We start from the raw sequence: 24,625 nt of genomic DNA on the forward strand, positions 1-24,625 counted from the left end.
CGTGATCTGCTTGAGATCGTGCCGCGGATGAGAGCACCCGCTCCCATTCAGGCAGCTGAGCGGTGCTCTTGGGCATAATTCATCCAGAAAAAATAACGCTGCGCGTATGGGTCGCCGACATTTGCCATGCAGACACGAGTGATTCGCTCCAGCACCTTTGGATCGGCTCTCGCCGCGTCTCTTAGCTCTGACCAGTCATTCCATCGGCCGCGCGAAATGATGTCGTCGATCGCCGCCAGTGTGTATTCCTCGTGAATGAGGTGTCGATGACGCATTTCGACAAAATACCACTCTGCACGGCCTCGCCCAAGGAGATCTTGTGCATACAGGATCAGGCATCCGGCATCAGCCCGGCGACATACCAGGCTCGTCGCTCTCCTCCGGCCACGGACCCACGATGTCCCGCTTGTGCTCACCGACGGCCATATATCGGCCATCCGACCTCCAGATGTCGTGGCCGCGCCGGCGCGGCTTGCCTCTGAACATCCGCCAGACCGAGCCCTTCACTACGCCTCCAGGTGCTCGCCGTGCTGGGCCCAGGATGCCGGTGTGAGCGGGCGGATGCTGTAACGCGCCAGGTCATCGAGCGTGACCTCAACGATCCGCGCCGCCCACTCCTTTGGCTGTCGCCAGTATGCCATCTCGGATCCTCCTTCAGCCGTTCATTGCGCAGTCGGGCGCGTCATCACCCTGTGACTCTAGCGGGTGGGCGCGTAAGCAACGCGGCCAGCGCCCGGGCTCATCAGACTTCGTCATCCGGCGGGGCCTCAAGTTCACCGCGATAGCCAAACACGGTCTCGGGCCACGTTGTCTCGACCCGCCGCCTGATCAGCCCGATGATCTGGTTATGCGCCTCGGTCAGCTGAACGCCGTTGACCGCGGCCTCATGCAGCGCATCGAGCAGCTTCCCAAAGCTGTGCTCCAGCTCGAGCCCGTTGACAGCGGCGAGCGCCTCCCTGAGCTGGTCGCGAATTTTTTCGGTGGGCGAAAGGGGCGGTCGTTCATCAGACATATTTGTGATTTCGAGACAAAAAATGACGAATTAATGCGGTGAACGGAGCTAGAAGAAGAAATTCGATTTTCAACAAAATTCTGCGTCAAGAGCGGACGCACGCCGTGAAAATTATTGATTTACTCGCCTCCGGCGCGATATGCCGGACCAGCGATCTTCGCGGGACACTCGATGCAAAAATCCATCCAGACCGACGATATTCCGAATATTCGATTGCAGGTCGACACCTCGATCGCGACGCTGAGGAAGCTGGACGATCTGCGATGCCGGCTGGGCCTGTCGACGTATGCCGAGGTGATCGCGGCGGCGCTGAAGCATGAGTACGCCGCGCTCGAAGCCCGGCGCCGGCTTGCATCCGCTCCGACGCCACCTCCACCGTCGAGCTTCTCGAAGCGGGCCGCGCCTGAGCCGGTCGTGCCGGCCGCCCCGCGTCCCCAGGTTCAGGCGCGGCCGGCGCCACAGAGGGTGCTGGCGTTGGGTGGGCGAGAAAGGTGAGAATGACGCTGGAGCCCAAGCAGAATATTAGCTATTATGGAATAGTGATTTATACTCTTGGGTAAATGAAACAGTGTTACTGCCTAATAGTTGGCAAAATGTATTGGCATTTTGGGGCAAATCATACACTCGTGAGGATAAGTTATTTGCTTATCCGATTGTGGCGCACTCACTTGATGTTGCTGCGGCAGGTTCACACCTGCCAATGCCATTAAAGGAATTCGATAAGCGCACGGTTTACTTCCTGCTGTCGCTCCACGATATCGGCAAATTCTCCCGCCCGTTCCAGGCTCAGGAATCCGATCTTTGGCCGAGCCGGGTTCTGGGGCCATGGCCCGGTCGTGTTGCGGGCCCGCGACACGATGCACTGACTGCGGCACTCCTTGAGGTGTTCGCGGACGAAGGTTTGCTTGACCCGGTATTCCCACTTGGTCGGCGAGGGAGCGGGTGGCACCCCAGCAAGCGATCTGGTCTCATTCGAACGATTGCCGGGCATCATGGGCGTCCCATCGATGTGCCTGACCACCTGGAGCCCGCGGTTTGCCGCCAATGCCTGGACGCCGCCCGGGAGTTCGTTCAGGCGATGCTCGATCTTTTCCAGCCGTCTCCCTTGCCACCACCTCAAAGCCGGCGGGCCAGTGCACGGATGCAATGGCAAATTGCCGGCTTCCTCACTCTCGCCGATTGGATTGGCTCAAACGAAATCTGGTTCCCGCGCGATGGGACCCACAGCGATCTCGATCCGCACGATTATTTCCGAGAAGTAGCGCTGCCGCGCGCCGCCCAAGCTGGTGCGGACGCCGGACTGACCCCCTCCAAGGCGCGCACTTTCACTGGCTTCTCCGCACTGTTCCCGAAGGTCGACACACCGTCTCCGGCACAATCATGGGCCGAGACAGTGCCGCTGCCGGAGGGGGCAGTGCTCGCAATCATCGAAGACCTGACCGGCAGCGGGAAAACCGAGGCGGCCCTTACGCTTGCCAGCCGTATAATGGCATCGGGAGAGGCAAAGGGTATCTTCTTTGCCCTGCCGAGCATGGCGACCGCCAATTCCATGTTCCAGAGGCTGACCGACACCTACCTGCGCCTGTTTGAAAAGGGCTCGCGGCCATCGATCGCACTGACGCACGGGAAGGCCGGTCTGGATCCTCGTTTCCGTGCGCTGATATCAGCCTCCCCCTCCTCGGCTTCAGAGCCACGGGAGGGGGAGGCGATTCCGTCAGAGGCGGAGTGCGCAGCCTGGCTCGCGGAAGATCGGAGGCGTTCCCTCTTTGCCGATGTCGGCATAGGCACCATCGATCAGGCTCTCCTCGCCGTCTTGCCCGTACGCCACGCGCCGCTCCGGCTGCATGGCTTGCAGGGCAAGGTTCTTGTCGTGGACGAGGTACATGCATTCGATTCCTATATGGATCGCGAATTGCAGGCGCTGCTCGAGTTTCATGCCGCACTGGGTGGGTCGGCGATACTGCTTTCCGCCACTCTCCCGCTGAGGATGCGGCAATCGCTGACTGACGCGTTCCGCCGTGGCGCCGGCCAGGAAGCCCCTCGCCAGGTTACATCGATGCACTACCCGCTCGCCACCATGGTGGGGTCTGAAGCCCATACCGAGTATTCGCTGGGCGTCCGGGCGGGCCTCCCCCGTTCAGTCACCATTACGCGGGTAGGCACCGAGGCGGAGGCCCTTTCCCGGGTTGTGGACGCCGCAAGGCTAGGCGCTGCCGTAGTGTGGATCCGAAACAGCGTTGATGATGCGCTCGAAGCCGCCGCGGCGGTGCGCATGCAGAACATTGATCCGATCGTCTTTCACGCCCGTTTTGCTCACTGCGACCGGCAGTCGATAGAGCTGGAGGTATTGCGCCGGTTCGGCAAGGAGAGTGTCGGGCAAGCGCGCGCCGGCGTCCTGATCGCCACCCAGGTCGTCGAGCAGTCCCTGGATCTGGATTTCGACCTGCTGGTGACGGACCTGGCACCGGTGGACAGCCTCATCCAGAGAGCTGGGCGGCTTTGGCGCCACAATCGCGGGACGCGCGTCGTCGGCCGCCCTGAAATGGTTGTCCTCTCGCCTGAGCCATCAATGGATGCCGACGCGGGCTGGCTTGATCCGCTGCTGCCGCGGACCAACAACGTCTACCGAAATCCGGCGCTGCTCTGGCGCGGCGCCCGGGCGCTATTCGCCAAATCCGACCTCGTCACACCCGGTGATATGCGCCCCCTGATCGAGGCGGCGGATAACGTGGCGGATACGCCTCCGGGCCTCAAGATGGCGGCGGACGGAGCATGGGCAAAGCATCTGAGCCACCGTGCGTTTGCGGCCGGCGCCGTGCTGGATTTCGACGAGGGGTATACGCTCCAATCCGGTGCCTGGGACAGGGAAACCCGGACACCGACCCGACTTGAGGAGCGCGAGCAGGCAACGCTTCGCCTGGCTCGCGTCAAGGATGGAAAGGTGGTGCCCTATGCTGGGCTTGCGGGAGACTTGCGGCAGGCGTGGACGTTATCCGAAGTGAGGGTCCAGCGGTATCGGATAGCAGCCTGCCCACCACCGGCGGGATATTCCGAAGCGGCGAACGAGGCGCGGAGCCAATGGGGGCGCTGGGAACGCGAGAGCCCCCACATGCTGCTCGCCATTCTCGAGGTGACGAAGCAGGAGGGCCAGCTTATGCTGAAGGGCGAAAAGCCGGATGGCCATCCCGTTTCGGCAATCTACGATGCTGTTGATGGCCTGAGACTGCTTCCCGCATCCGCGGGATGACCCGCGTGAAGACCTGTCATTGGTCTTCGCACAGAAATGTTCCCTGCAAGCGCGGGGCGGCTTTGTTGGCGAAAGCCAACTTCTGCTCGACCACCACGAAAGTGTGAAGATCTTTCATTTCCGTTGTGTCGAAGCGGCCGAGCCGTGTAAGACGACATTAAAAGCTATTTTTCGTAGCGACCGAATGAGACGGAGATACCGGATAGCGCGGCATATTCAGTGACGTGATCCTGTGGCCGTGAAATACATTCTTGCTTTTGTACATAATAAAACGCGAGGTCTAAGCTTTCATGTTTAACCTCTTGACTAATCCATGGCTCCCCATTGTCCGTCAGGACGGGACGAAAAGTGTCATCGCCCCTCGGGGCATCACGGAGGATATTTCCGCGAACCCAGTCATTGCCGTCGACTGGCCGCGCGCCGATTTTCGTCTCGCCACGATGGAATTGCTGGCTGGCCTAATCGCCACGGCCTGCCCTCCGGCAGATGAGGATGATTGGCTCGACGCCTGGGAAGCTCCTCCTTCGCCTGAAAAGTTGGACGGTGCCTTAGCGCCATTGTCCCATGCATTCAGCTTCGACGGCCCTGGGCCCCGCTTCATGCAAGATCTTGCGGATCTCGACGCTGATGAAGAGCCCGTGGAAAATCTGCTAATCGAGGTGGCCGGTAATTCCGGTCCCCTCGTTCATCCGGGACGCACCAAGCGGATGGGCAGGCCGGCGGCAGCAATCTCCCTTTACACGCTGCAATCATGGTCGCCCTCCGGCGGGAGGGGCAACCGTACAGGCTTGCGGGGAGGGGGACCGATGGTCACCATGGTGGCGCCAGGCCGGCATCGATCTCTCTGGCACCACATCTGGGCCAATGTGCCGCTCGGACGAAAGCCCGAGCCGGTAGACTTTCCTCGTATCTTTCCTTGGCTCTCGCCAACGATCACATCCGTGAACGATGAGGTCGTAACGCCAGATGATGTCGCCCACCCCCTGCAAGTCTGGTGGGGTATGCCGCGGCGTATCAGGCTCAGCTTCGTTCAGCTGCCTTCACCTGCCCCTTGCGACCTGACAGGTGCTTTGGACTCGAGCGTTGTCACCGGATGGCGGCAGCGCCCCCACGGGCCACAGTATGTCGGGTGGGGAACGAGACATCCCCTCACACCAACCTATCAGAACAAGGCTGGAGAAGAGATTTTATCGGTCCACCCTAACCCTGGTGGAGTCGGTTACCGAAACTGGATTGGTCTCGTTCTCCGCAGCCCGGACGGCCTGCGCCGGCCGGCACCCATCGTCTCTACCTGGCGGAATGACCGCTACCGCGGCACGGAAGAAGCCAAAGGTGCCCGCCTTATCGCTGGCGGCTATGACACGGACAACATGAAGGCGCGAGGCTTCATGGAGACCGAGGTCCCGCTGGTCCTGGCGAGCTCGAAGGAGGTGCAGGAACGTCTGGACGCATTAGCCACATCGCTTGTCCGTGCCAGCGAGCGGGCCAGCTACCAGCTCCGCAAGGCTGTGCAACAGGCACTGTATCATCCAGGCGCGAAGGTCAAAGCCACGGCTCATGGGATCGCGCTTCTGGGGGACCGCGTTTGGCTGGAGACGGAGAGCGCGTTCTTCAGTGCTTTGCACCGCGCGATGAGCCTTGACGATACGGCGCCAGAACGGGTCGCATGGCAGGCGCGCCTTAGAGGTCTCGCGCTGCGCATCTTCGACGACACCGTGCCGATTGATCCACTGGACAGGAACAATGTTCGGCAGGTCAGAGCGCGCTTTTTCCTCGGGCTCGGCCTTAGTGGCTACGGCAAAGACGGCCAGTCCTTTTTCCAGATCCTGGAAATGCCCCTGCCAGCCCAGGAAAAAAAGTCGAAAGGAAAGGCTTCATGATCCGTTATCGATCGGCCGCCCATGACTGGTGGCGGGATCTCGTTCCGCGGGCAGGCTACCCCGGTGACCGTGCTGCGGTCGCCAAGCTTCGCCGCGCGTCGACCATCAGCGAAGCAATCACGGAAGAAGCATCTATCGCGCTCTTCCGCCGCGTCGGGGCGACATCGGCTGAAGATCTTCCCCGTGTGGCACTCGCCGCGGCCATACTGGCCCGCGTGAGCAAGGAGCCCGACGGCCCCAATGCCCCCCGGTCGGTCGCGCGCGTTCTTGGGCCGCAAAAGACAGACGACGTTTCAACGGCCATCCTCTCGCCGCTTCGCTTCAAGCGCCTGCTGGCTGTAGACGAACCGGAAGAGCAGCTGATCGCCTTTCGCCGGATGGTTGCCATAGCACGCGGGTCCCTTCCTGTTCGTGACCTGGCTGACGCCCTGCTGGACTGGTCGGAAACCCGCCGCCGCCGCTGGGTGTTCGATTACTGGAACGCAAGCGAAATCGCCTCCACCCCTACAACCGATACCCCCGAGGAGCCCGTGTGATGACCCAGTTTTTGCAGGTCCATCTCCTGACCTTCTTCCCGCCTTCGAACATGAACCGCGATGACACTGGGCGCCCGAAAACCGCCATGGTCGGCGGGGCAATGCGCCTTCGCCTGTCCTCCCAGGCGCTCAAGCGCGCCTGGCGCACGTCCACGATATTCTCCGAGGCCCTCAAAGGATACATGGGAGAGCGCACGCAGCGCCTCGGGGAGGAGATTCTCAAAACCCTGCAGGCCGAGGGGGTTTCCGAGGTTCAGGCGCTCGCCGTCGCCCGCGCCGTTGCCGGCCAGTTCGGCAAGCTGAACGAGGACGAAACGCCGGCGCGCATCCAGCAGCTTGCGTTTATTTCGCCCGATGAGCGCAAGGCTGCCTTCGACCTGGCCCGGCGATATGCTGCCGGTGAGCTTCCTCTTCCCGAAAAGGCCAAGGGCAAGAGGGGCAAGGCGAATAAGACCGAGGGCGAGGAAGAGGTGGAAGCGCCCGAAATCCTGCTGCTCCGCGAAAGCGATACCGCAGCCGATATTGCCCTTTTCGGCCGCATGCTGGCCGACAAGCCGGCCTTCAACCGTGAAGCCGCCGCACAGGTGGCACATGCCATCACCACCCATCGCATCAGCGTGGACGACGACTACTACACGGCTGTCGATGATCTGAAGCGACCGTCCGAGGACGCCGGCGCTGGGTTCATCGGAGAGACCGGCTTCGGCAGTGGAGTCTTCTACACGTACATGTCGATCAATATCGACCTCCTGATCCGGAACTTGGGCGGCGGTGATCAGGCACGAGACCTGGCTGCCACCGCCATTGCTGCTCTTGTCGAGGCGGCAGCCACCACCGCACCGAGCGGCAAGCAGAACAGCTTCGCCGCCCACGGGCGGGCCGGATACATCCTCGCCGAGCGCGGAAAGGCGCAGCCGCGAACTCTTGCGGGTGCCTTCGCCAAACCCGTCGAAGGGGGCGATATCATGGACGCGTCGATTGGCCGGCTCGAGGAATTCCGGGAAGCGATCGACAAGGCTTACGGGCCGACGGCCGATGCGACAAAGGTCATGCGTGTTGGTGGCGAGGGCTCTCTGGCTGACATCATTGTCTTCGCCCGCGAAGGAGTGTGAGGTGAAGCGCTTCCTCACGTTCACCCTGTTCGCCCCCATCGCCTCCTTTGGCGCTATTGCCGTGGGGGAGCGGCGCGAGAGCTGGTCGCGCCCCGCACGATCGGCCGTGCTCGGTCTCGTGGGAGCATGTTTGGGCATTGAGCGGGAAGATGCGGAAGAGCAAGCTGCCCTCGAGCGTGACTTTGGCTTTGCCTTGCTCTGCGGCACGTCAGGGGGCCCGCTTGCCGATTTTCACACGCTCCAGGTCGGCCGCCCAGCCCGTGGTCAGACGTTCCGCACGCGGGCTGAGGAGCTTAACTCGAATACCGTCGACACGATTCTCACACGGCGTGACTACCGTGTGAGCGCCTGGCATCTTGCAGCACTCTGGGTACGGTCAGTGGTGGATCCCCGCTGGGCGCTTGAGGATCTAGCCGACGCGATGAAGCAGCCAGCCTTCACACCCTACCTCGGGCGACGCGCATGCCCGCTCGGCCTCCCCCTCGCGCCGCAGATCATCGATGCCGACAGCCCGGCATCGGCCCTGGACAGGCGATGGGCCAGTGGCCCCGAGGCTGAATTCCGTCCATCGCTCGCCGGCACGATCCAGGATCTGTTCGTGGCGCGCGACCGATGGGTGGGAGACGAGGGGGCGAACAACCTGCTCCGCAGCGAAGAGCGGCGGGATGCCCCGATCTCGCGCACCCTATGGCAATTCGGCCTGCGCACAGAGGTCATCGAGGCATTTTCTCCAACGGAGAACCGGTCATGAGTACGATGTGGCTGTCAAAGGCGCGCTTGAACCACGATCAGAAGGCGGTCGCGGCCCTCGCTTCGGTTCTGGTGCCTGAAGACGGCTCGGCCCGGGTTGCGGCGACGCATCATCTCGTCTGGTCACTTTTTGCCGGAGACGCGGATCGGAAGCGCGACTTCCTGTGGCGTGAAGAGCGTCCGGGCCATTTTCTTATCCTCTCGCCCGACCGGCCAGGCGACGGGGGCGGGCTCTGCACGGTCGAGAGCAAGGAATTCACACCGGCGTTGTCGGCCGGCGACAGGCTTGGCTTTTCCCTGCGTGCGAACGCGGTTGTAAGCCGGGGAGAGCCCGGCTCCGGCCGGGGCAAGCGTCATGACGTCGTGATGGATGTCCTTCGTCATCATCCTAAGGGCGAGCGTGCATCTCATCGCCTGGGTCTGGTCACCGAGGCCGGAGCGGCCTGGCTTGTCCGCCAGGGTGAACGTCACGGTTTCGTAATCGAAGGCCAGCCGGCCTGCGATGGCTACGAGGCAATCCGGGTGTTGCGTGGAAGGGGTGAGAAGCCTCTGACCTTCAGCCAGATTGATTTCGCGGGAGTTTTAAGCGTCACCGATCCAGCGCGCTTCATCGCTGCCATTGGCCATGGCTTCGGGCGGGCGCGGGCCTTTGGCTGTGGCCTCATGCTGATCCGCCGTGTCTGATCAGGCGCCGGGTCTGCCGCCGCCGCGACCCATTCCAATTCGTGAACGCTCATCTATCCTGTTTCTCGAGCGCGGACAGCTTGACGTAATCGATGGGAGCTTTGTTGTCGTCGACCAGCGTGGCATTCGGACCGTAATTCCGGTCGGCGGCATTACATGCCTGATGCTGGAGCCAGGCACACGTGTAAGCCATGCCGCTGTTTGCCTAGCTGCACGAGCGGGCACATTACTCATCTGGGTTGGAGAGGCTGGTGTGCGCCTCTACGCTGCCGGCCAGCCGGGTGGTGCGCGGTCCGACCGGCTACTCTATCAGGCACGACTTGCGCTCGATGATGAGGCTCGTCTCCGTGTCGTACGAAGAATGTATTCTATCCGTTTTCAGGAGGAGCCGCCTCAACGCCGCTCTGTCGATCAACTGCGCGGCATTGAGGGCGTCCGCGTGCGGGAGCTCTATAAGCTGATGGCCCAGCGCCATGGCGTCTCCTGGGCCGGGCGGCGTTACGACCCCCAGAACTGGGGTGGTGCTGATCTTGTCAATCGTTGTCTATCTGCTGCGACAGCTGCCCTATACGGGATCTCGGAGGCGGCAATCCTGGCCGCCGGGTATGCGCCGGCGATCGGCTTTTTACATAGTGGCAAGCCGCAAAGCTTTGTTTATGACATTGCGGATCTCTTCAAGTTCGAAACGGTCGTGCCGGAGGCATTCAAGGTAGTGGCGGCAGTGCAATCTGGACGTGGACAGATTGATGGGATGGCGATCGGAGAACCTGTCGGCGCGGTCCGGCGGCGCTGCCGCGATGCGTTCCGCCGCACAAATGTACTCGCACGCATCATTCCCGCTATCGAGGATGTGTTGGCAGCCGGCGGCTTGGCAGTGCCAGAGGCGCCCGAAGAAGCGATGCCCGTTGCTATACCACCACCGGAACCGACGGGTGATGCTGGTCATCGTGGTTGAGAACGCGCCGCCGCGTTTGCGAGGCCGACTAGGTGTCTGGCTTTTGGAAGTTCGAGCAGGCGTTTATGTAGGAAACTATGGGCGCAAGGTTCGCGAGATGCTTTGGGAACAGGTCCGTGGCGCCATTGGTGACGGCAATGGCATTATCGCCTGGACTTCTCCAAGCGATGCTGGGTTCGAATTCGACACCTGTGGTAAGAACCGCCGAGTGCCTGTCGATCTCGATGGATTTTGCCTTGTAGCCTTTACGGAGGAGGCGGAAACTGCTCCTCCCTTACACACAGGCGAGCCCCGCCACCGTCGGTAGTTCTTTGACATTGTGAATTCTTTAGTTAAATCAGATCTTTACAGGAAGAGTGTTCCCCGCAGGCGCGGGGATGAACCGCCGCCTGGGAGGATATGGAGCGCTGGATTGATGTGTTCCCCGCAGGCGCGGGGATGAACCGGCGGCGGCGCAATACTACGCAGCGGTGAAAGCGTGTTCCCCGCAGGCGCGGGGATGAACCGCGAAAATGGCGTTCTGGGAGGCGCTGACGAATGTGTTCCCCGCAGGCGCGGGGATGAACCGATGTGGTGGCAAGTGACGGGCCGAGTCTGGAAGTGTTCCCCGCAGGCGCGGGGATGAACCGATGCGCAAGGCGCGCAAGCGCAAGGGCAACAGGTGTTCCCCGCAGGCGCGGGGATGAACCGGTCATTGATCTGTCGCCAGTGGCCGTCGTCCGGTGTTCCCCGCAGGCGCGGGGATGAACCGCTTCGCGCCCTGATCGACATGCAGCGCGAGGTGTGTTCCCCGCAGGCGCGGGGATGAACCGATCTCCTTGTCTATCTAAAAACTAGCACAGAGGTGTTCCCCGCAGGCGCGGGGATGAACCGTTTTTTGAACAGCCGGAATTGATTGAACAGTTGTGTTCCCCGCAGGCGCGGGGATGAACCGCGAATGAGGAATTCGCCGCGTTCTATACGCTCGTGTTCCCCGCAGGCGCGGGGATGAACCGTGTCGCAATCCGGAGTCGGCTCGCTCCGCCATGTGTTCCCCGCAGGCGCGGGGATGAACCGGGGTATACGTGCTACCGGCGGGGGCTGGAGTAGTGTTCCCCGCAGGCGCGGGGATGAACCGTGGCCGATGCTCGCGCAGAAAGTGGGCGTGTGGTGTTCCCCGCAGGCGCGGGGATGAACCGCCGTCAAATCGATGGAGCCCGGTCACTGTTGTGTGTTCCCCGCAGGCGCGGGGATGAACCGTAAAGCGCGGCGTCCCCCCGCGCCGCAAAAGCGTGTTCCCCGCAGGCGCGGGGATGAACCGGAGCGCAAGCACCTGGCGTCGGAGATTTGGGCGTGTTCCCCGCAGGCGCGGGGATGAACCGGGTGGAAGATGGTTTGTCATTCGCAGAGCCCAGTGTTCCCCGCAGGCGCGGGGATGAACCGCCGGAAGGGACGGGCTCGCATGCCACGGGCACGTGTTCCCCGCAGGCGCGGGGATGAACCGGCAGAGGCAGCAGAGAGGCGATGCACCGAATTGTGTTCCCCGCAGGCGCGGGGATGAACCGGATATCGTTGCCAGACGGCGCACGCTCGCAATGTGTTCCCCGCAGGCGCGGGGATGAACCGACAGACCAGAGGAGGCAAGAGAGCGCGACAGGGTGTTCCCCGCAGGCGCGGGGATGAACCGATCGTCGATCTAACGACACCGCCAACGATGTTGTGTTCCCCGCAGGCGCGGGGATGAACCGGGCGCCAACGGTTGCGTCTTGTTTCTCGTCTAGTGTTCCCCGCAGGCGCGGGGATGAACCGGCGGACCCGCTATTACTGACCTGGCTCGATCGGTGTTCCCCGCAGGCGCGGGGATGAACCGCGACGCCGGACGCTCGCGAAATCGCCTTTGTGGTGTTCTCCGCAGGCGCGGGGATGAACCGACGCCGGTTCGCGGGCGCACAGTGCTTGTGCAGTGTTCCCCGCAGGCGCGGGGATGAACCGCTCGCCGGGCTGTGGAAGAAAGCCGGCCCCTGGTGTTCCCCGCAGGCGCGGGGATGAACCGTCGTGCAGATCGTGGTTGACAATCCAGGCAGCGTGTTCCCCGCAGGCGCGGGGATGAACCGCCGTTCGTCTGGATCGTAGATCGCGAAATGACGTGTTCCCCGCAGGCGCGGGGATGAACCGGATTGTCAGGTAATCGCCGAGCGTCTGATAAAGTGTTCCCCGCAGGCGCGGGGATGAACCGGCGCTTCGAGCGCCGCCGGGCCACAAGGTTGTGTGTTCCCCGCAGGCGCGGGGATGAACCGGTGCGGTTCTGCACCGGGCCGAACGTGGCCGCGTGGTCCCCGCAGGCGCGGGGATGAACCGTCAGCGTATCGCTCGCGGCGGCAACGTGGGTAGTGTTCCCCGCAGGCGCGGGGATGAACCGTTTACGTTGTATTGGGTGCGGCGAGACGGGCAGTGTTCCCCGCAGGCGCGGGGATGAACCGTCCTGGGTGAGCGAGACGGGCACACTCACGGGGTGTTCCCCGCAGGCGCGGGGATGAACCATCCGGCATCGTTTCCGCGCCGGCATTCACGCCGTGTTCCCCGCAGGCGCGGGGATGAACCGCCTGACACCGGCGACACGGCCCTCAGCCGCTCGTGTTCCCCGCAGGCGCGGGGATGAACCGAACGTGACAACGCCCGTCGCCTGCGCGGTGAGGCGTTCCCCGCAGGCGCGGGGATGAACCGACGCGGGGGCTTCGATAGGCTTGGTAAGCTTCGTGTTCCCCGCAGGCGCGGGGATGAACCGTATGACCTGCAGTCGCTCTACGGCCGAACCGCGTTTCCGCGCAGACGATCGCCTGGGCCGGACGCAAGAGTGGCGGAGGCGACGACAAGCCTGACCCGCAACGACACTGCCCTCAGCCGCGACGACAGAGCCACACACATAATTCAGTTTCCGAACCGCGTTTCCCATGCGGACGAGCGCCTCGGCCGGGCGCACGAATGACGCGGGCGACGACAAGCCTGACCCCGGCGACAAGCCCCTCAGCCATACCGCCCGGGCCAGCTCATAATCCAGATCCAGAACCGAATTTCCCATGCGGACGAGCGTCATGATTCCGAGAGAGCACGCTCGCAAAATTCGGAATTTTCAGGACGGTCGGATCGATAAACGATGTGATCGATAATGGCGTCGCAAATTATGAAATAAGGTGGATATTCGACGGCTTCGTTGTCTCTGGCGTCGATCGCATGCTGAACGTCGATGCGGTGCCAATCTATCAATTCGTCACTATGACTCGAGTGGTCTCGGCGCCGTCGAATTGCCAGGAAATTCGAATTTATCACGCATCAGCGATGCAGGCGATTGCGAAATTGCACGGCACCGAAAAAATCAACTACTGCGTCTGTTGGCGGAATTCAGGTTACGCCTGTCAGCAAAATCTGGATTTTTCCATGCGACAGCGCCGTTGTGGGCGTAAATCACAGGCTCATTCCCCATACGCTCGCGGCCGAAATCGTCAATAAATCGAATTGTGGGCTCGACCGCGGCTTCATATGCGAGTTCGTCCACGTCGTCACGAATTCTGACGATGCGAGGGCGCTTTGCGCCTGATCCACCGGGAATTTCGAGGATAAATACGGGATTTAGCGCATGAACCCGGACTTTTCCGCTTTTAGATCCCATAAATCGCGAGCCACGACGCTTTATGAACTGACGCCTGGACTGGGTGACGCCCTCCGGATGTTCCGCCCCCGGGGTGCCCATTTCTTCTAGCGATCCCGATTTACCCGTATCCCTTTTATCCAAGCACTGGATGTTACAGTCGGATGTGGGACCTGCGTGTATCGTGTGATCACCCTGCGCGGCCCCGTTTTCCCGCATTTCCGCGAGTAGATAACGCCCTCTCTCGAGCTCGTGCCTGTGGCGGTAGATTGTCATCCTGGAGACACCGGAGGCGCGCGCGAGCTCAGACACTCCGATATCCTCGGCGAGGTGGCCGATTTCCTCTGCGGCGACGGCGAGCCGGATCAGGGTCGCCTCCTTGCACTTCAGCGCCGCGTAGCGACCCCCCGCCTGCTGCTTCTCGCGCTTGGAGAGCGCGGCGAGATACTCCGGCTCGGCGGCCATGGCGCCACGCCGGCGATTGGCCGATGCGATCCGCGCGTCGTACCGGGTGAAGAAGTAGCGAGCACTCTTGGCGCACTGTCTGCGCAGCTGCTCGCAGTCTTCGAAGTACTGCTGCGCGCCGCGCAGGACAGCATCCTCGAAGTCCTCGAGGGCGTGGTCCGTGCCGACGAGATTTGCCCGGTAGCGGGCCGACCGGCGCGGGGATTCCGGATGAAATTCATGGACGAGCCGTGCGCACAGCCGGCCTACGGTCCTGAAGACCGCGTTCGAGCCCCGGCGGCCATCGCGCAGGAGCATATCCTCGGCAGCGCCGAAATTCGAAAACTTTCCTCGATATTGGCCGAGATCGAGCAGGTCGGCGAGACTCTCGCAACCGTGCGGATCGAACCCGAGACTATACGGCTCACTGTAGACGACAGCAGTCGTCAATCTCTCACAGAGCGGGTTCTTGCCGCGCAGGGTGTTGGTAGCGAAGCGGTCGGCTCCAAGCGGGGCCAGGCGCTCGGTCAGGATCGTGCCGATCAGCTTGAAGAGGGCTTTCGCCCCATTCCGCCCATTTCCTGTAAAGCACACGCTGTGCTTTACGACGAAGTAGACGTGCGGCCTGCGCAGCTTGCCACCGCTGGTGGAAACCCCGGTGATGATGTTCGGCGCGGGAAGCCTCAGTTCGCGGATTTTCTCCTGACATTCTTCCGTTGAAGCAAAATCCCTGTCGAGATCGACCCTGAACACGCCACGCATCATGGGATTGAATGTGACATATTCGTCGTCGAGCGCGAGGGCCTTGCTCGGGCACGGGAAGATGCTCGCCTTGTCACGACTCGACGAGATTGACGGCAGTCTGCTGCCCCGACGCGTGTATCGTCCCTTGCAGAGCTTCGAAACAAACAGCTTGAGGATCGGATCGAGACTGGATCGGAAGCCACGCAGCTTAACGCCGTCAACGAAAGCGCCGCACGAGATGTCAGGCTCGAGTACCAAGCCGGCTCCGATGCGCTTTTTTACCTCGGCGCGGAGGTGGCGGCGCTTCTCGATCATCTCCACCAGGTCGTCATCATCTGGCCGATCATGACGACGCGATGCCATGATCGCATCACGCTTCAACTTGCTCATGGCACGGCGGGCGCAGGAGATGGCCAGGGTGTAGTCGTGCCACTCGTCCGGCGATATGCGCCGGCTCGCAACATCCGCACCGGTCGGACCGCGCCGCGCGGCGCTGCCACCCCGGTAGAAATACTCGTTGGCAATCGTTCGACCGAGCATCCTCAGGCGCAATCCTGAGCGACGGCGTGCCGGGGCTGGCCTGGCAATCTGGACGACGGCAGACTTTACCATCGTCAGCTCCCCGGCTTCGGGCTGTCGTCGAGTGCCTCGACGTAGACCCGGTTGGCGTTGGCGAGATTGGCATCGACGGCGCGCTGGGACAGCTCGATCGCTTCCATGACGCCGGCCGGCATCGGCTCGGGCGCCGCCGCGACCGCGGGAGCGTAGCGCAGGTCGTGGATCAGCTGGTTCATGGCGGCGGACTCGCCGAGACGGCGATAGGCGATCACGCCGTGCACCGCGGACATGGCGCCCAGCTTCGGATGGGTCTCCAGCACATAGGCGGCCTGGTTGGCGATCGCCTCGGAGAGGTGCAGATCGGCGCGCATCGCCGCCTTGGGCAGTGCTGCCGAAATCTCGCGGGCCACTTTCGGAACGATGCCGCGGGCGGCGAGGCTGTCGACCAGGCGGCCGCGCATCGCCTCGACCACCGCGTCCATGCCGACACGCATGGCATCGGCAACACGGGTGAGCTGACGAAGGGCCGCCTGCGGGCCGCGCGGCGAGACGGGGGCGATCTGGACGACGGCACGGGCGATGTCCGGCGCGATGCCGTCCCGGATCAGGGCGGCACGGGTGTTGCGCGCGTCAGTCCCGGCAAGCCGGCGGGCGATGCCGGCCGGCGCCATCGCGGCGATCAGCCAGGCTGCATCCTCGTTCTGGGTCGGACTCTCGAGGATGGCCTCGCCGATCTGGTTGGCGCCGGCGGCCGCGACATGGGGATCAAAGCCGGAGGTGGCCAGTTCCGAGGCGAGCCGGTCGCGCGCGGCGAAGAAGGCGCCCTCGATGAGGGGGATCCGGATCTCTGCCGCCACGTCGTGCTCCTGACCGTCGATCATGGTGAGGGTCCGGCCATGAGCGGATCGGCCTCGACCGCCTCGCTCTCGTCACCGAACAGGCTGAGCTGGTCACGCACGGCGACAGGCTCATCCCGGAGAACGGTCATATTGGGTATAGCTTCAAAAGTCACGGCAATTTTGTATAGCAGCGACACTTCGTCGACCTGCCGGTCGGTCAGCATCTCCGGATCGGAGATGAGAAGGCGGACGTCATGAAGCTGACCTTCCGCGATGGCCGAGTCGATCGCCGGCGCGACCCATTCGCGCCAGTTCCGCCGCAGCATCGCGCGCCGCCAGCGGATCAGGCCCTGCTCGTCGGGGAACAGTTCATAGCGCGTCTGGGCCGGAGCTCCCTCGACACGAAGGATCCCGAGCAAAAGGCCACCGGTTTTGCGGGCGCGCGCAGACATGGGGTCAGCATACGTGCGCGATGTGTAAGCAACAGGCGATAGTGCGCCCTGCGGTGCGCCCGGCGGCGAATACCCGTTGGTCGATTACAGGTGGCTTGAATAAACTTGGATCAGGAGGAGCTTGACGAAGCCCTTCGCCCCACCTGGGGGTTGAACAGTTTTCTTGAATACTATTCAATTATATACTATACTAATCACAATGAACGGATTGGTTGGCATTGGCGAGGCTGCTCGGATGCTGGGTGTGTCGATCACAACCCTGCGGCGCTGGGAGGCAGCAGGAAAGCTGGTCGCCGACCACACCGCGGGCGGCCATCGCCGCTACGACATCGCAAAACTCCGGCCGGATCTATTCCATGCGGAAGACGAGGCCGACCGCCGCACCATCGCCTACGCCCGCGTGTCAAGCCACGACCAGAAGGATGATCTGGAACGGCAGAAGCAGGTGCTCGAACTCTATTGTGCTCGTCAGGGCTGGAAATTCGAGATTGTCGCCGACCTTGGGTCAGGCATGAACTACCGCAAGAAGGGCCTCAAGAAGTTGCTTGGAGCCATCATCGACGGCTCAGTGGGCCGATTGGTGATCGCTCATAAAGACCGCCTGCTTCGATTCGGGGCGGATTTGGTGTTTGCCATCTGCGAGGCCAAAAACGTCGAGGTGGTGATCCTCAACCAAGGTGAGGATACGACCTTCGAGGAAGACCTCGCCAAGGACGTGCTGGAGATCATCACAGTGTTTTCAGCGCGGCTCTATGGCTCACGCTCACACAAGAACCAGAAGCTGCTGGACGGTGTGAAGCGTGCCGTGGAAGAATCCGCGGCATGCTGATTGCCCACCGCATCGCCCTGGACCCGACGAACGCACAGCGGACCTATTTTGCCCGTGCGTCCGGTACGGCGCGCTTTGCGTGGAATTGGGCTCTGGCGGAGTGGCAGCGCCAATTCACAGCCCGCAAAGATGACCCAAGTCTCCCCGCGCCGTCGGATGCCAGCCTGCGGCGCAGGCTGAACGGCCTAAAGCGGGAAGAATTCCCGTGGATGTTCGACGTGACGAAATGCGCGGCACAAGAGGCCATCATCGACCTGGGAAGCGCATTCCGTAATTTCTTCGAGAAGCGCGGTCGCTATCCCAGGTTCAAGAAGAAGGGCGTTAGTGACAGCTTCTGCGCCGCCAATGAGGCTGGCACATTCCGCACCGATGGCGAGAAGATCAAGCTGCCGGTAGTGGGATGGGTTCGGCTGCATGAGGCTCTGCGGTTTACCGGCAAGCTCAAGCGGGTCACCGTCAGCCGTGAGGCAGACCGTTGGTATGCCTCGATCATGGTGGAGACAAACGACATCAAGCCCGTGGTGCAGCCCCTTCCCGCTGTCGGTGTCGATCTGGGCGTCACCACCCTGGCCACTCTGAGCCGCGGAGAAGCCATTCCTGGCCCGAAGGCACATAAGGCCCTGCTCCAGCGTCTGCGTCGCGCCAGCCGGGCGCTAACGCGCAAGCGCAAGGGCTCATCCAACCGGCGTAAGGCCAAGGCCAAACTGGCCCGGCTCCACGCCCGTATCTCGGCCATTCGCAAGGATGCCACGCACAAGGCCACGACGATGCTGGCCAAGACCTATCGTCGCATCGGCATCGAGGCTCTGAACGTGCGCGGCATGGCCAGAAACCGCCACCTCGCCCGTTCGATCATGGATGGCGGCTTCTTCGAGTTTCGCCGCCAGCTTGAGTATAAGGCAAAATTTTATGGTGCGGCCGTAGTCGTCGCGGATCGTTGGTTTCCATCAAGCAAGACCTGTTCTTGCTGCGGTTCGGTTAAGGCCGAACTGGCGCTGTCGCAGCGACTGTTCCATTGCGATGAATGTGGATATGAGGCCGGGCGGGACCACAACGCGGCCCGCAACCTTGAAAATATGGCCGCGAGCTTCGCGGTGTCAGCCTGTGGAGAGGATCGCTCTGACGCGGTGCGCAAGCCCCGCGTGAAACGAGCCTCGATGAAGCAGGAACCGGACAGCAAACTTGCTGCATAGGTCTAATCAGCTATGCGAAGTTTTGCGTAGGTTCTGGAGAGCGGTCATCCGTCATGGATGCAGAAACAGCGGAGATCGCCGGAAGCGAAGCCGCGGAGTCTATTTCGGAAAATCTGGCTGATGACCCCGAGGACAGCCTCGAGGTGTCCACCATCTTGGATGACCTGAAGATCGAGGTCTGGGAAGGCGCTCTGCAGGCTCGTCCGGAGGCGGAGCCTGAGTTCACATTCACCTGAGCCTGAGCCACATCACCGCCCGACCATCGCGCCAAGCACGTCAGCACCAGGAGCGTATTCAGGGGGTGGGTTTCCGCCCCTCCTGGACGCACGAATAAAATTGAAAACACTTTTCATAAATTATATTATTATGCTGCAAAGGAGACCGCGATGATCACCCAGCTTACGGGAATTCCCCGGCGGATCGGCGACCAGGAGTGCGTCATTGACGTGCATGGCGTCGGTTATGGCGTGCACGTGCCGTCCGCGACGCTCGACATGATCGAGGGCGAGGCGGGCCCGGTCACCATCCTGATCCAGACCCGGATGAGCGACAGCGAGATCTCGCTCTACGGCTTTGCGACCCCGGCGGACCTGCAGACCTTCCGCAAGCTGGTCGGCGTCCAGGGCGTCGGACCGGCGACGGCGCTGAACCTGCTCTCACAGCTCGCTCCCGAGGAGCTCTGGCGGGCCATCCGCGAGGCAGACCAGAAGGCGTTGACCGCGGTGAAGGGGATCGGCCCGGCCGCGGCGAAGCGGCTGATCTCCGAGCTGGAGAGCCACGCAGCGAAGTTGGCGGCCGAGATGCCCGCCCCGGCCGCCCGCCTCGATCTCGGCCTCAGTGCCGATCAGCTCGCCCAGTCCCTGCAGCGTCTCGGCCACGCCCCCTCGGCAGCCCGCGCCGCCGCGCAGTTCGCACTCAACGGCGCGAAGCCCGGTGACACCGAGCAGGAACTCGTCGCCCGCGCACTCCAGGCCGCAGCCGGCATGACCACGGGAGCGGCGGCATGAGTTCCACGATCGAACGGACTCCGGTCCGGACACCCGTCGCGCTGGAGGATGACGACATGTCGCCGGCGCTCCGCCCGCAGGGGCTCGCCGATTTCGTGGGCCAGGCGGACACGATGCGGAACCTGGCCACATTCATCCGGGCGGCGCTGATCCGCGGTGTCAGCCTCGATCACGTGCTGCTGAACGGCCCGCCCGGCCTCGGCAAGACGACGATCGCCCAGATCATCGCCCACGAGATGAACTGCAACCTGAAGACGATCATCGGGCCCGCCGTTCAGCGGGCGGCCGATCTCGCCGCGGTGCTGACGACGATGCAGCCGAACGAGGTGCTGTTCATCGACGAGATTCACCGGGTGCAGCCGGCCGCCGCCGAGATCCTATACGGCGCGATGGAGGATTTCACGCTGGACATCCTGATCGGGGAGGGGCCCCAGGCCCGCAGCGTGCGGATCGACCTGCCGCGCTTCACCCTGATCGGGGCGACCACCCGGTCGGGATCGCTGCCGGCGCCGCTGCGCGACCGGTTCGGCATTCATCTTGGGCTGGAATTCTACTCGCCCGAGGACCTCGTGCGGATCGTCACCCGCTCGGCCGGCATGCTCGGTATCGGGATGATGCCGGAGGGGGCCATGGAGATCGCCCGCCGGTCGCGCGGCACGCCGCGTATTGCCAACCGGCTGCTCCGCCGGGTGCACGATTTCGCCGTGGTGGCGGGCGTCGTGGCGATCACGGACACGATCGCCGACATGGCGCTCTCGAGCCTGGCGGTCGACCGGCGCGGCCTCGACAAGCTGGATCGGCGCTACATCGACTGGATCGACACCGTCCATGGCGGCGGGCCGGTCGGGATCGACACCCTGGCTACCGGACTGGGGGAGGCCCGCGAGACCATCGAGGACGTGATCGAGCCGTTCCTGGTGGCATCCGGGATCATCACGCGGACCAGCCGCGGCCGGGTTCTCACCCCCAAGGCTTACGAGGTGGAGGCACGGTGATGCAGCACCGTCGCGACCAACGGCTGATGGGGACGGTTGATCAGCTCGCGCCGCTGTTCACGACGACCGTGCAGAACGACATCTTTCTGATCGGCATCGACATGGGCGATCCAGCGCACCCGGCCGGCGCGGCAATCCTGTTTTCCGGCGATGATGAATTCTACGGGCAGATCTCAGACGCGATGCCGGCGTCAGCCCTCAGCGACCTCGCAGTGGTTTTCCATGCCGCCGACAAGCGCATCGCGACGATGATGCGCAGCTCGGGGCGCCGTGCCTTGCCGCGCGAGATGCCCGATGGGATTGCCAGCCAGGATCTCAAGGCTAGCCCCGGCCTGGTTGCCCACCGCCCGCCCTTTGCGATTATCCGGGGCGCAAACGAGGCTTCGGGTACGGTGCTCGTGCACCTGCTGATCCAGGCAGCCGGGACGGCCGAGTGGCGGACCGCGCTCAGGGTGTCGTCGGGGTGGCTTGGCCGTCTGGCGGGATTGGCTGAAGAGGCGAGCCGGTACCCCGGTCAGGCGTTGGTCGCCCAGCATCACTCGCCCTTCTGAGTGTGGCTGCCCTCGTCAAAACCTTTAATATGCGGCGGCATTTGCTCGCATATGCAAGGATATTCGGCACGATCGCTTGCCTCGTCACCTTTCCGAGCCTGAATATTTGCGGAGAGGATCTGAAGCCATGCCTGTGAGCGGAGAGAGTGGGCACGGGCCTTCCGGTCGCTGGATGCAATCGCCGGCGGTGACGAGCGCTCCGCCCGTGACTGGATAGCCGCGCCGAACTCCGCCCTCGGGGCCCGCCCGATTGATCTTCTCGCCTCCGTGCAGGGACTCGTGGATGTCGTCGCCTACCTGGACGCCCGCCGCGCTTCGATCTGAGGCTCAGCCCTTCACGGGGTCGGCGTCGCCTCCCCAGCCGTGTCGGGGCAGGGCGGCAGGTCGCTGCGGAAGTTCATGAGCTCCATGTTGTCCCGGAAATAGGCGAGACAGGCATCGAAGCCGCGCTCGATCAGGGGGGGCATACTGGCCACGGTGGTCGCCGTTCAGAATGAAGAAGCGCTCCATCTGGCCGAGAACCAGGGCCGTTGTGTCGCCGCCATAAATGCCGCGGTCGAAGTCGTTGTACGACACGTAGAAGCCGTTGCCATTCAGGATCAGGTTGGGGCCCACGCCGCGGAGTGCGGGTGCCGCGGTCGGACTGGTCGAACGGCTCATGATGCCCTCCCTCAACCCGGGCCGAAGGCGGGGAATTCGAGCAGCCGGCCAGTCGGCTGCTCCTTTTGTGCCATCGCTTCGAAATCGATGCTGAATATCGGCGCCGGCGCGCTCGGCTCCTCGCCGAGAAGGGCACCGGGTTCAGATCCCTCGGGGTCGGCGGGGCCGACGCCACCACCCCGCACGGCCGGCTGATGCTGACCGTCCTTGGCGGCATGGTTGAGTTCGACCGGGAGTGGATCCTGGTCCTCGACGTACGTATGGGCCCCAAGCCGAAACTGCCCCTTTACCAGCGGCATAAAGCCCTACGTCGGTGAGATATCAGTCTATATCCACATATTTAACGTCACTTTGAAAAATTCTAGTCATATCATATATGATATTATCTAAATAATCTCTGTTTATATATCCTGAATGATAATATATATGATTATTCATAATAATAACAATATTATTCATACAAAAATAATTCTCTGGGGTTTTTATAATATCATCTACAGATATAGGATTATCTTTTGAAAAGTATCTAAAATATTTGTTCTTTGTACATAGTTCTGAATTGTTTCCAAATTTATCAATAATAATGATATCTGGAATTCCATTTTTGTAAAAATAGTTTACAATTTCAAAAATAAGATTTTTGCTTAAAAAATTTTCGTTTACAACATAGACGATAGATGTTGTTAACAGCCACAATTCAATTTGTTCCATCGCAAAAACTCCTAATTTATTTCAAAAAATCAACATTTTGATATTTTATCATTTTTGCATAATTAAAACTCCGTTTTCCAATTTTTTATCATAAATCAAGAAAATTTAACTATAAATCGCCAAAATATTATTATTGCATTTCTTGTCATTCTCATAATTTTTTAAGTGTCTCATATTATGATAGCTAAATTGTCGTTGCCATTGTTATTATATTATTCGGCTATTCTTGGTCAATATCCTTTGCTATGCTATCTAATTATTTCGATCCCCCCCCAATGCCGACAGAGTGTAGCGTGACGGACGGATTTGCCTGCGCGTCCCGCCACGCATCTTTACAGGCGCCGTATCCGGCTCATTTAAGAGGTGTATTTGTTGACGGAAGCCCACGCCGAATGCATCGCGCGCCTTCACTCACTGCCGTCACCCTGCTCGCTCTCAGCGCCTTCACACCGGCCCGAGCCGCCGAACTCTATCACCTCAACCAGAGGAACAGCACCATCCGCTTCAGCGTAGGCACGCTCGGCTTCTTCCGCGCCCGTGGCCATTTCGCGCAGTTCGATGCCACCTTGCTGATCGATCCCGCACACCCGACCAGCACGAGGGTGAGCGTCACCATCCCCACGGCCTCTGTCGTGACACCTTGGGCGCAGGAAAGTGCGATGATCCGGTCTCCGGATTTCTTCGATGTCGCGCGCTACGGCAAGATCCGGTTTACCAGCGGAAACGTCACGGCCACGGCACCGGGCCACTACGCGGTCCATGGGCAGCTCACGCTGCGGGACGTGACGCGACCCGTGATCCTCGCGGCTCACCTCGTCAAAACCGCAACGGACCCCACGGCCGGTGATACGATCGATGATTTCACAATTACCGGCACCGTCCGCCGCAAGGCGTTCGGCATCGTCGCCGACCCGGTTTTCATCGATAACAGGGTCCACATCGTCATCCACGCCCGCATCCTCGTCCTGGCGTCCGGGCATGGCTGAAGCCTGGCGTCCCGCGCAGCGCCGGCTGCACTGGTGGACCGCTGGCCTCGTCGCCACCGGCTTCGCCATTGCGTGGATCATGGTCGCAGTACCACTGCGCGATCTGCTGGTGAAGTTCCTCCTCTTCCAGTTGCACAAGACGATCGGCTTGACCGTCTTCGCCCTGGTTGTGTGGCGCCTGGGCTTGCGCAACCGCCACGGCCGCCCAGCCGAAGCGGACGGGCTGTCCATCGCCGAGCGTCGCGCCGCCGCAGCGGGGCAGGCCCTGCTCTATGGCTTGCTACTGGCGGTCCCGGTCCTCGGCTACCTGACCGCCTGCTCCGCGCCATCGGGCTTCCCGACCCTGTTTCTCGGCGTGATCCCGATTCCCTCGGTGATCGGCCCTGACCCGCATCTTTTCGACCTTCTGGCGCCTATCCATCGCTGGTCGGCAATCATCCTGATCGCGCTCGCTGTTGGCCACGCGCTGCAAGCGATCCGCCACCACCGCCGCGGTCGCCTCCTCCTGCGTCAGATGTGGCGCGCGCCGCCCCGCTAACTCGCCGACGTCCTTGGCCCCGATGCACCTACCCCCGTGTGAAATCGGGGTTGGCAGGCACCTGCGGCCCTCATCACGCCAGCTTCGTCGGCGCGATCAAACCCGCGACGATCATCATCGAGGTATATGCGCCGCCGGCGCGACCGATGCTTATAGGTACGGATCGTCCCGATTCATCATATGCCGTGTCTTCTGCGCAAGACGATAACCGTCTACCGGGCCGGGGTCTTCGATACAGTCGAACGTGTCACTGGGAGCAAGACTGCTGCCGTCGCTGACATACCTGCCGCGGCTACGCAGATCGTCTCGCTCAAACC

The 24,625-nt window shown here is 62.1% G+C and carries 26 protein-coding genes and 1 CRISPR repeat array; of the genes, 18 read left to right on the forward strand and 8 right to left on the reverse strand.

The genetic code is table 11. The features are described 5' to 3' along the window. Window positions 1-47: 47 nt before the first annotated feature. Together ACRY_RS20030 and ACRY_RS00950 are read right to left on the reverse strand one after the other, a co-directional pair. Window positions 48-437 (reverse strand): hypothetical protein, encoded by a 390-nt coding sequence (locus ACRY_RS20030; RefSeq protein WP_011930729.1) that lies wholly within the window; start codon window positions 435-437, stop codon window positions 48-50. Window positions 438-742: 305 nt separating this feature from the next. Continuing rightward, window positions 743-1,012: a hypothetical protein gene (locus tag ACRY_RS00950; RefSeq protein WP_011930728.1), complete on the reverse strand. Its 270-nt coding sequence runs from the start codon at window positions 1,010-1,012 to the stop codon at window positions 743-745. Between the two features lie 171 nt (window positions 1,013-1,183). Between ACRY_RS00950 and ACRY_RS00955 the strand changes: the two genes are divergently transcribed. The 9 genes from ACRY_RS00955 (at window position 1,184) to cas2e (ending at window position 10,483) form a co-directional block, all read left to right on the forward strand. Beyond that, window positions 1,184-1,507 carry a hypothetical protein gene (locus tag ACRY_RS00955; RefSeq protein ID WP_043508875.1) on the forward strand — a complete coding sequence of 108 codons (324 nt, stop codon included), beginning with the start codon at window positions 1,184-1,186 and terminating at the stop codon, window positions 1,505-1,507. A gap of 73 nt (window positions 1,508-1,580) precedes the next feature. Beyond that, window positions 1,581-4,259 (forward strand): CRISPR-associated helicase/endonuclease Cas3, encoded by a 2,679-nt coding sequence (locus ACRY_RS00960; RefSeq protein ID WP_011930726.1) that lies wholly within the window; start codon window positions 1,581-1,583, stop codon window positions 4,257-4,259. Between the two features lie 290 nt (window positions 4,260-4,549). Then, on the forward strand, window positions 4,550-6,139 hold the full coding sequence (gene casA / locus ACRY_RS00965) for a type I-E CRISPR-associated protein Cse1/CasA (RefSeq protein WP_011930725.1): 1,590 nt from the start codon (window positions 4,550-4,552) through the stop codon (window positions 6,137-6,139). Beyond that, window positions 6,136-6,675 (forward strand): type I-E CRISPR-associated protein Cse2/CasB, encoded by a 540-nt coding sequence (gene casB, locus ACRY_RS00970; protein WP_011930724.1) that lies wholly within the window; start codon window positions 6,136-6,138, stop codon window positions 6,673-6,675. The genes casA and casB overlap by 4 nt, the downstream gene beginning before the upstream one ends. After that, window positions 6,675-7,787 carry a type I-E CRISPR-associated protein Cas7/Cse4/CasC gene (cas7e, locus tag ACRY_RS00975; protein ID WP_011930723.1) on the forward strand — a complete coding sequence of 371 codons (1,113 nt, stop codon included), beginning with the start codon at window positions 6,675-6,677 and terminating at the stop codon, window positions 7,785-7,787. The genes casB and cas7e overlap by 1 nt, the downstream gene beginning before the upstream one ends. Window position 7,788: 1 nt before the next feature. Next, window positions 7,789-8,538, forward strand: coding sequence for a type I-E CRISPR-associated protein Cas5/CasD (gene cas5e, locus ACRY_RS00980; protein WP_011930722.1), 750 nt, complete (start codon window positions 7,789-7,791; stop codon window positions 8,536-8,538). Window positions 8,539-8,543: 5 nt separating this feature from the next. Further along, complete coding sequence (cas6e, locus tag ACRY_RS00985) at window positions 8,544-9,221, forward strand: type I-E CRISPR-associated protein Cas6/Cse3/CasE (RefSeq protein ID WP_011930721.1); 678 nt, start codon at window positions 8,544-8,546, stop codon at window positions 9,219-9,221. After that, window positions 9,214-10,176 (forward strand): type I-E CRISPR-associated endonuclease Cas1e, encoded by a 963-nt coding sequence (cas1e, locus tag ACRY_RS18460; RefSeq protein WP_007424557.1) that lies wholly within the window; start codon window positions 9,214-9,216, stop codon window positions 10,174-10,176. Before cas6e ends, cas1e begins: the two co-directional genes overlap by 8 nt. Further along, on the forward strand, window positions 10,157-10,483 hold the full coding sequence (cas2e, locus tag ACRY_RS18465) for a type I-E CRISPR-associated endoribonuclease Cas2e (protein WP_081432824.1): 327 nt from the start codon (window positions 10,157-10,159) through the stop codon (window positions 10,481-10,483). The genes cas1e and cas2e overlap by 20 nt, the downstream gene beginning before the upstream one ends. A 49-nt stretch (window positions 10,484-10,532) precedes the next feature. Beyond that, a CRISPR array of direct repeats spans window positions 10,533-12,940; the repeat unit is 29 nt; unit sequence GTGTTCCCCGCAGGCGCGGGGATGAACCG. Window positions 12,941-13,528: 588 nt separating this feature from the next. On the opposite strand, the gene ACRY_RS00995 is transcribed toward cas2e, so the two are convergent. The 3 genes from ACRY_RS00995 to ACRY_RS01005 all read right to left on the reverse strand — a co-directional run bounded on the left by ACRY_RS00995 (window position 13,529) and on the right by ACRY_RS01005 (window position 16,838). Beyond that, window positions 13,529-15,529, reverse strand: coding sequence for a replication initiation protein (locus ACRY_RS00995; protein ID WP_043508877.1), 2,001 nt, complete (start codon window positions 15,527-15,529; stop codon window positions 13,529-13,531). A 74-nt stretch (window positions 15,530-15,603) separates the two neighbouring features. Further along, window positions 15,604-16,428 (reverse strand): hypothetical protein, encoded by an 825-nt coding sequence (locus ACRY_RS01000; protein ID WP_011930719.1) that lies wholly within the window; start codon window positions 16,426-16,428, stop codon window positions 15,604-15,606. Beyond that, window positions 16,425-16,838, reverse strand: coding sequence for a hypothetical protein (locus ACRY_RS01005; RefSeq protein WP_011930718.1), 414 nt, complete (start codon window positions 16,836-16,838; stop codon window positions 16,425-16,427). The genes ACRY_RS01000 and ACRY_RS01005 overlap by 4 nt, the downstream gene beginning before the upstream one ends. 199 nt (window positions 16,839-17,037) lie before the next feature. Between ACRY_RS01005 and ACRY_RS01010 the strand changes: the two genes are divergently transcribed. From ACRY_RS01010 to ACRY_RS18470, 7 genes are all read left to right on the forward strand, one after another. Next, window positions 17,038-17,667: an IS607 family transposase gene (locus tag ACRY_RS01010; protein WP_043508878.1), complete on the forward strand. Its 630-nt coding sequence runs from the start codon at window positions 17,038-17,040 to the stop codon at window positions 17,665-17,667. Further along, window positions 17,661-18,860 (forward strand): RNA-guided endonuclease InsQ/TnpB family protein, encoded by a 1,200-nt coding sequence (locus tag ACRY_RS01015; protein ID WP_011930716.1) that lies wholly within the window; start codon window positions 17,661-17,663, stop codon window positions 18,858-18,860. The genes ACRY_RS01010 and ACRY_RS01015 overlap by 7 nt, the downstream gene beginning before the upstream one ends. A 53-nt stretch (window positions 18,861-18,913) precedes the next feature. Then, the gene (locus tag ACRY_RS01020; RefSeq protein ID WP_043508880.1) at window positions 18,914-19,096 is read left to right on the forward strand and encodes a hypothetical protein; all 183 of its coding nucleotides are present in this window, start codon (window positions 18,914-18,916) and stop codon (window positions 19,094-19,096) included. A gap of 150 nt (window positions 19,097-19,246) precedes the next feature. Continuing rightward, window positions 19,247-19,867 carry a Holliday junction branch migration protein RuvA gene (ruvA, locus tag ACRY_RS01025; RefSeq protein ID WP_011930715.1) on the forward strand — a complete coding sequence of 207 codons (621 nt, stop codon included), beginning with the start codon at window positions 19,247-19,249 and terminating at the stop codon, window positions 19,865-19,867. Then, the gene (ruvB, locus tag ACRY_RS01030) at window positions 19,864-20,862 is read left to right on the forward strand and encodes a Holliday junction branch migration DNA helicase RuvB (RefSeq protein ID WP_081432825.1); all 999 of its coding nucleotides are present in this window, start codon (window positions 19,864-19,866) and stop codon (window positions 20,860-20,862) included. Before ruvA ends, ruvB begins: the two co-directional genes overlap by 4 nt. Beyond that, window positions 20,862-21,413, forward strand: a complete 552-nt coding sequence (locus tag ACRY_RS01035; RefSeq protein ID WP_011930713.1) for a hypothetical protein — start codon at window positions 20,862-20,864, stop codon at window positions 21,411-21,413. The genes ruvB and ACRY_RS01035 overlap by 1 nt, the downstream gene beginning before the upstream one ends. A gap of 177 nt (window positions 21,414-21,590) precedes the next feature. Continuing rightward, the gene (locus tag ACRY_RS18470) at window positions 21,591-21,737 is read left to right on the forward strand and encodes an MbcA/ParS/Xre antitoxin family protein (protein WP_331271359.1); all 147 of its coding nucleotides are present in this window, start codon (window positions 21,591-21,593) and stop codon (window positions 21,735-21,737) included. Window positions 21,738-21,740: 3 nt separating this feature from the next. On the opposite strand, the gene ACRY_RS18475 is transcribed toward ACRY_RS18470, so the two are convergent. The 3 genes from ACRY_RS18475 to ACRY_RS19425 are packed head-to-tail and all read right to left on the reverse strand — an operon-like array spanning window position 21,741 to window position 22,784. Then, the gene (locus ACRY_RS18475) at window positions 21,741-22,073 is read right to left on the reverse strand and encodes a hypothetical protein (RefSeq protein ID WP_011930712.1); all 333 of its coding nucleotides are present in this window, start codon (window positions 22,071-22,073) and stop codon (window positions 21,741-21,743) included. 11 nt (window positions 22,074-22,084) lie between these two features. Then, on the reverse strand, window positions 22,085-22,372 hold the full coding sequence (locus ACRY_RS19420) for a hypothetical protein (protein ID WP_043508881.1): 288 nt from the start codon (window positions 22,370-22,372) through the stop codon (window positions 22,085-22,087). A 22-nt stretch (window positions 22,373-22,394) separates the two neighbouring features. After that, window positions 22,395-22,784, reverse strand: a complete 390-nt coding sequence (locus ACRY_RS19425) for a hypothetical protein (RefSeq protein ID WP_155856296.1) — start codon at window positions 22,782-22,784, stop codon at window positions 22,395-22,397. Window positions 22,785-23,176: 392 nt separating this feature from the next. Between ACRY_RS19425 and ACRY_RS01045 the strand changes: the two genes are divergently transcribed. Both ACRY_RS01045 and ACRY_RS01050 read left to right on the forward strand, forming a co-directional pair. Then, entirely contained in the window at window positions 23,177-23,770 is a 594-nt protein-coding gene (locus tag ACRY_RS01045) for a YceI family protein (RefSeq protein ID WP_231295211.1), read from the forward strand. Further along, window positions 23,763-24,308 (forward strand): cytochrome b, encoded by a 546-nt coding sequence (locus tag ACRY_RS01050; RefSeq protein ID WP_011930709.1) that lies wholly within the window; start codon window positions 23,763-23,765, stop codon window positions 24,306-24,308. The genes ACRY_RS01045 and ACRY_RS01050 overlap by 8 nt, the downstream gene beginning before the upstream one ends. Window positions 24,309-24,625: the final 317 nt, after the last annotated feature.

This window comes from Acidiphilium cryptum JF-5 (genome assembly GCF_000016725.1).
GTDB classification, from domain to species: Bacteria; Pseudomonadota; Alphaproteobacteria; order Acetobacterales; family Acetobacteraceae; genus Acidiphilium; species Acidiphilium multivorum.

Excerpts from the sequence above, each read along its gene's own strand:
- ACRY_RS20030 (WP_011930729.1), bottom strand. The coding sequence starts at position 437 with ATGGCCGATATATGGCCGTCGGTGAGCACAAGCGGGACATCGTGGGTC.
- ACRY_RS00950 (WP_011930728.1), bottom strand. The coding sequence starts at position 1,012 with ATGTCTGATGAACGACCGCCCCTTTCGCCCACCGAAAAAATTCGCGAC.
- ACRY_RS00955 (WP_043508875.1), top strand. The coding sequence starts at position 1,184 with ATGCAAAAATCCATCCAGACCGACGATATTCCGAATATTCGATTGCAG.
- casA (WP_011930725.1), top strand. The coding sequence starts at position 4,550 with ATGTTTAACCTCTTGACTAATCCATGGCTCCCCATTGTCCGTCAGGAC.
- casB (WP_011930724.1), top strand. The coding sequence starts at position 6,136 with ATGATCCGTTATCGATCGGCCGCCCATGACTGGTGGCGGGATCTCGTT.
- cas7e (WP_011930723.1), top strand. The coding sequence starts at position 6,675 with ATGACCCAGTTTTTGCAGGTCCATCTCCTGACCTTCTTCCCGCCTTCG.
- cas6e (WP_011930721.1), top strand. The coding sequence starts at position 8,544 with ATGTGGCTGTCAAAGGCGCGCTTGAACCACGATCAGAAGGCGGTCGCG.
- cas2e (WP_081432824.1), top strand. The coding sequence starts at position 10,157 with ATGCTGGTCATCGTGGTTGAGAACGCGCCGCCGCGTTTGCGAGGCCGA.
- ACRY_RS00995 (WP_043508877.1), bottom strand. The coding sequence starts at position 15,529 with ATGCTCGGTCGAACGATTGCCAACGAGTATTTCTACCGGGGTGGCAGC.
- ACRY_RS01000 (WP_011930719.1), bottom strand. The coding sequence starts at position 16,428 with ATGATCGACGGTCAGGAGCACGACGTGGCGGCAGAGATCCGGATCCCC.
- ACRY_RS01005 (WP_011930718.1), bottom strand. The coding sequence starts at position 16,838 with ATGTCTGCGCGCGCCCGCAAAACCGGTGGCCTTTTGCTCGGGATCCTT.
- ACRY_RS01010 (WP_043508878.1), top strand. The coding sequence starts at position 17,038 with ATGAACGGATTGGTTGGCATTGGCGAGGCTGCTCGGATGCTGGGTGTG.
- ACRY_RS01015 (WP_011930716.1), top strand. The coding sequence starts at position 17,661 with ATGCTGATTGCCCACCGCATCGCCCTGGACCCGACGAACGCACAGCGG.
- ACRY_RS01020 (WP_043508880.1), top strand. The coding sequence starts at position 18,914 with ATGGATGCAGAAACAGCGGAGATCGCCGGAAGCGAAGCCGCGGAGTCT.
- ruvA (WP_011930715.1), top strand. The coding sequence starts at position 19,247 with ATGATCACCCAGCTTACGGGAATTCCCCGGCGGATCGGCGACCAGGAG.
- ruvB (WP_081432825.1), top strand. The coding sequence starts at position 19,864 with ATGAGTTCCACGATCGAACGGACTCCGGTCCGGACACCCGTCGCGCTG.
- ACRY_RS01035 (WP_011930713.1), top strand. The coding sequence starts at position 20,862 with ATGCAGCACCGTCGCGACCAACGGCTGATGGGGACGGTTGATCAGCTC.
- ACRY_RS18475 (WP_011930712.1), bottom strand. The coding sequence starts at position 22,073 with ATGAGCCGTTCGACCAGTCCGACCGCGGCACCCGCACTCCGCGGCGTG.
- ACRY_RS19420 (WP_043508881.1), bottom strand. The coding sequence starts at position 22,372 with ATGCCGCTGGTAAAGGGGCAGTTTCGGCTTGGGGCCCATACGTACGTC.
- ACRY_RS19425 (WP_155856296.1), bottom strand. The coding sequence starts at position 22,784 with ATGGAACAAATTGAATTGTGGCTGTTAACAACATCTATCGTCTATGTT.
- ACRY_RS01045 (WP_231295211.1), top strand. The coding sequence starts at position 23,177 with ATGCATCGCGCGCCTTCACTCACTGCCGTCACCCTGCTCGCTCTCAGC.
- ACRY_RS01050 (WP_011930709.1), top strand. The coding sequence starts at position 23,763 with ATGGCTGAAGCCTGGCGTCCCGCGCAGCGCCGGCTGCACTGGTGGACC.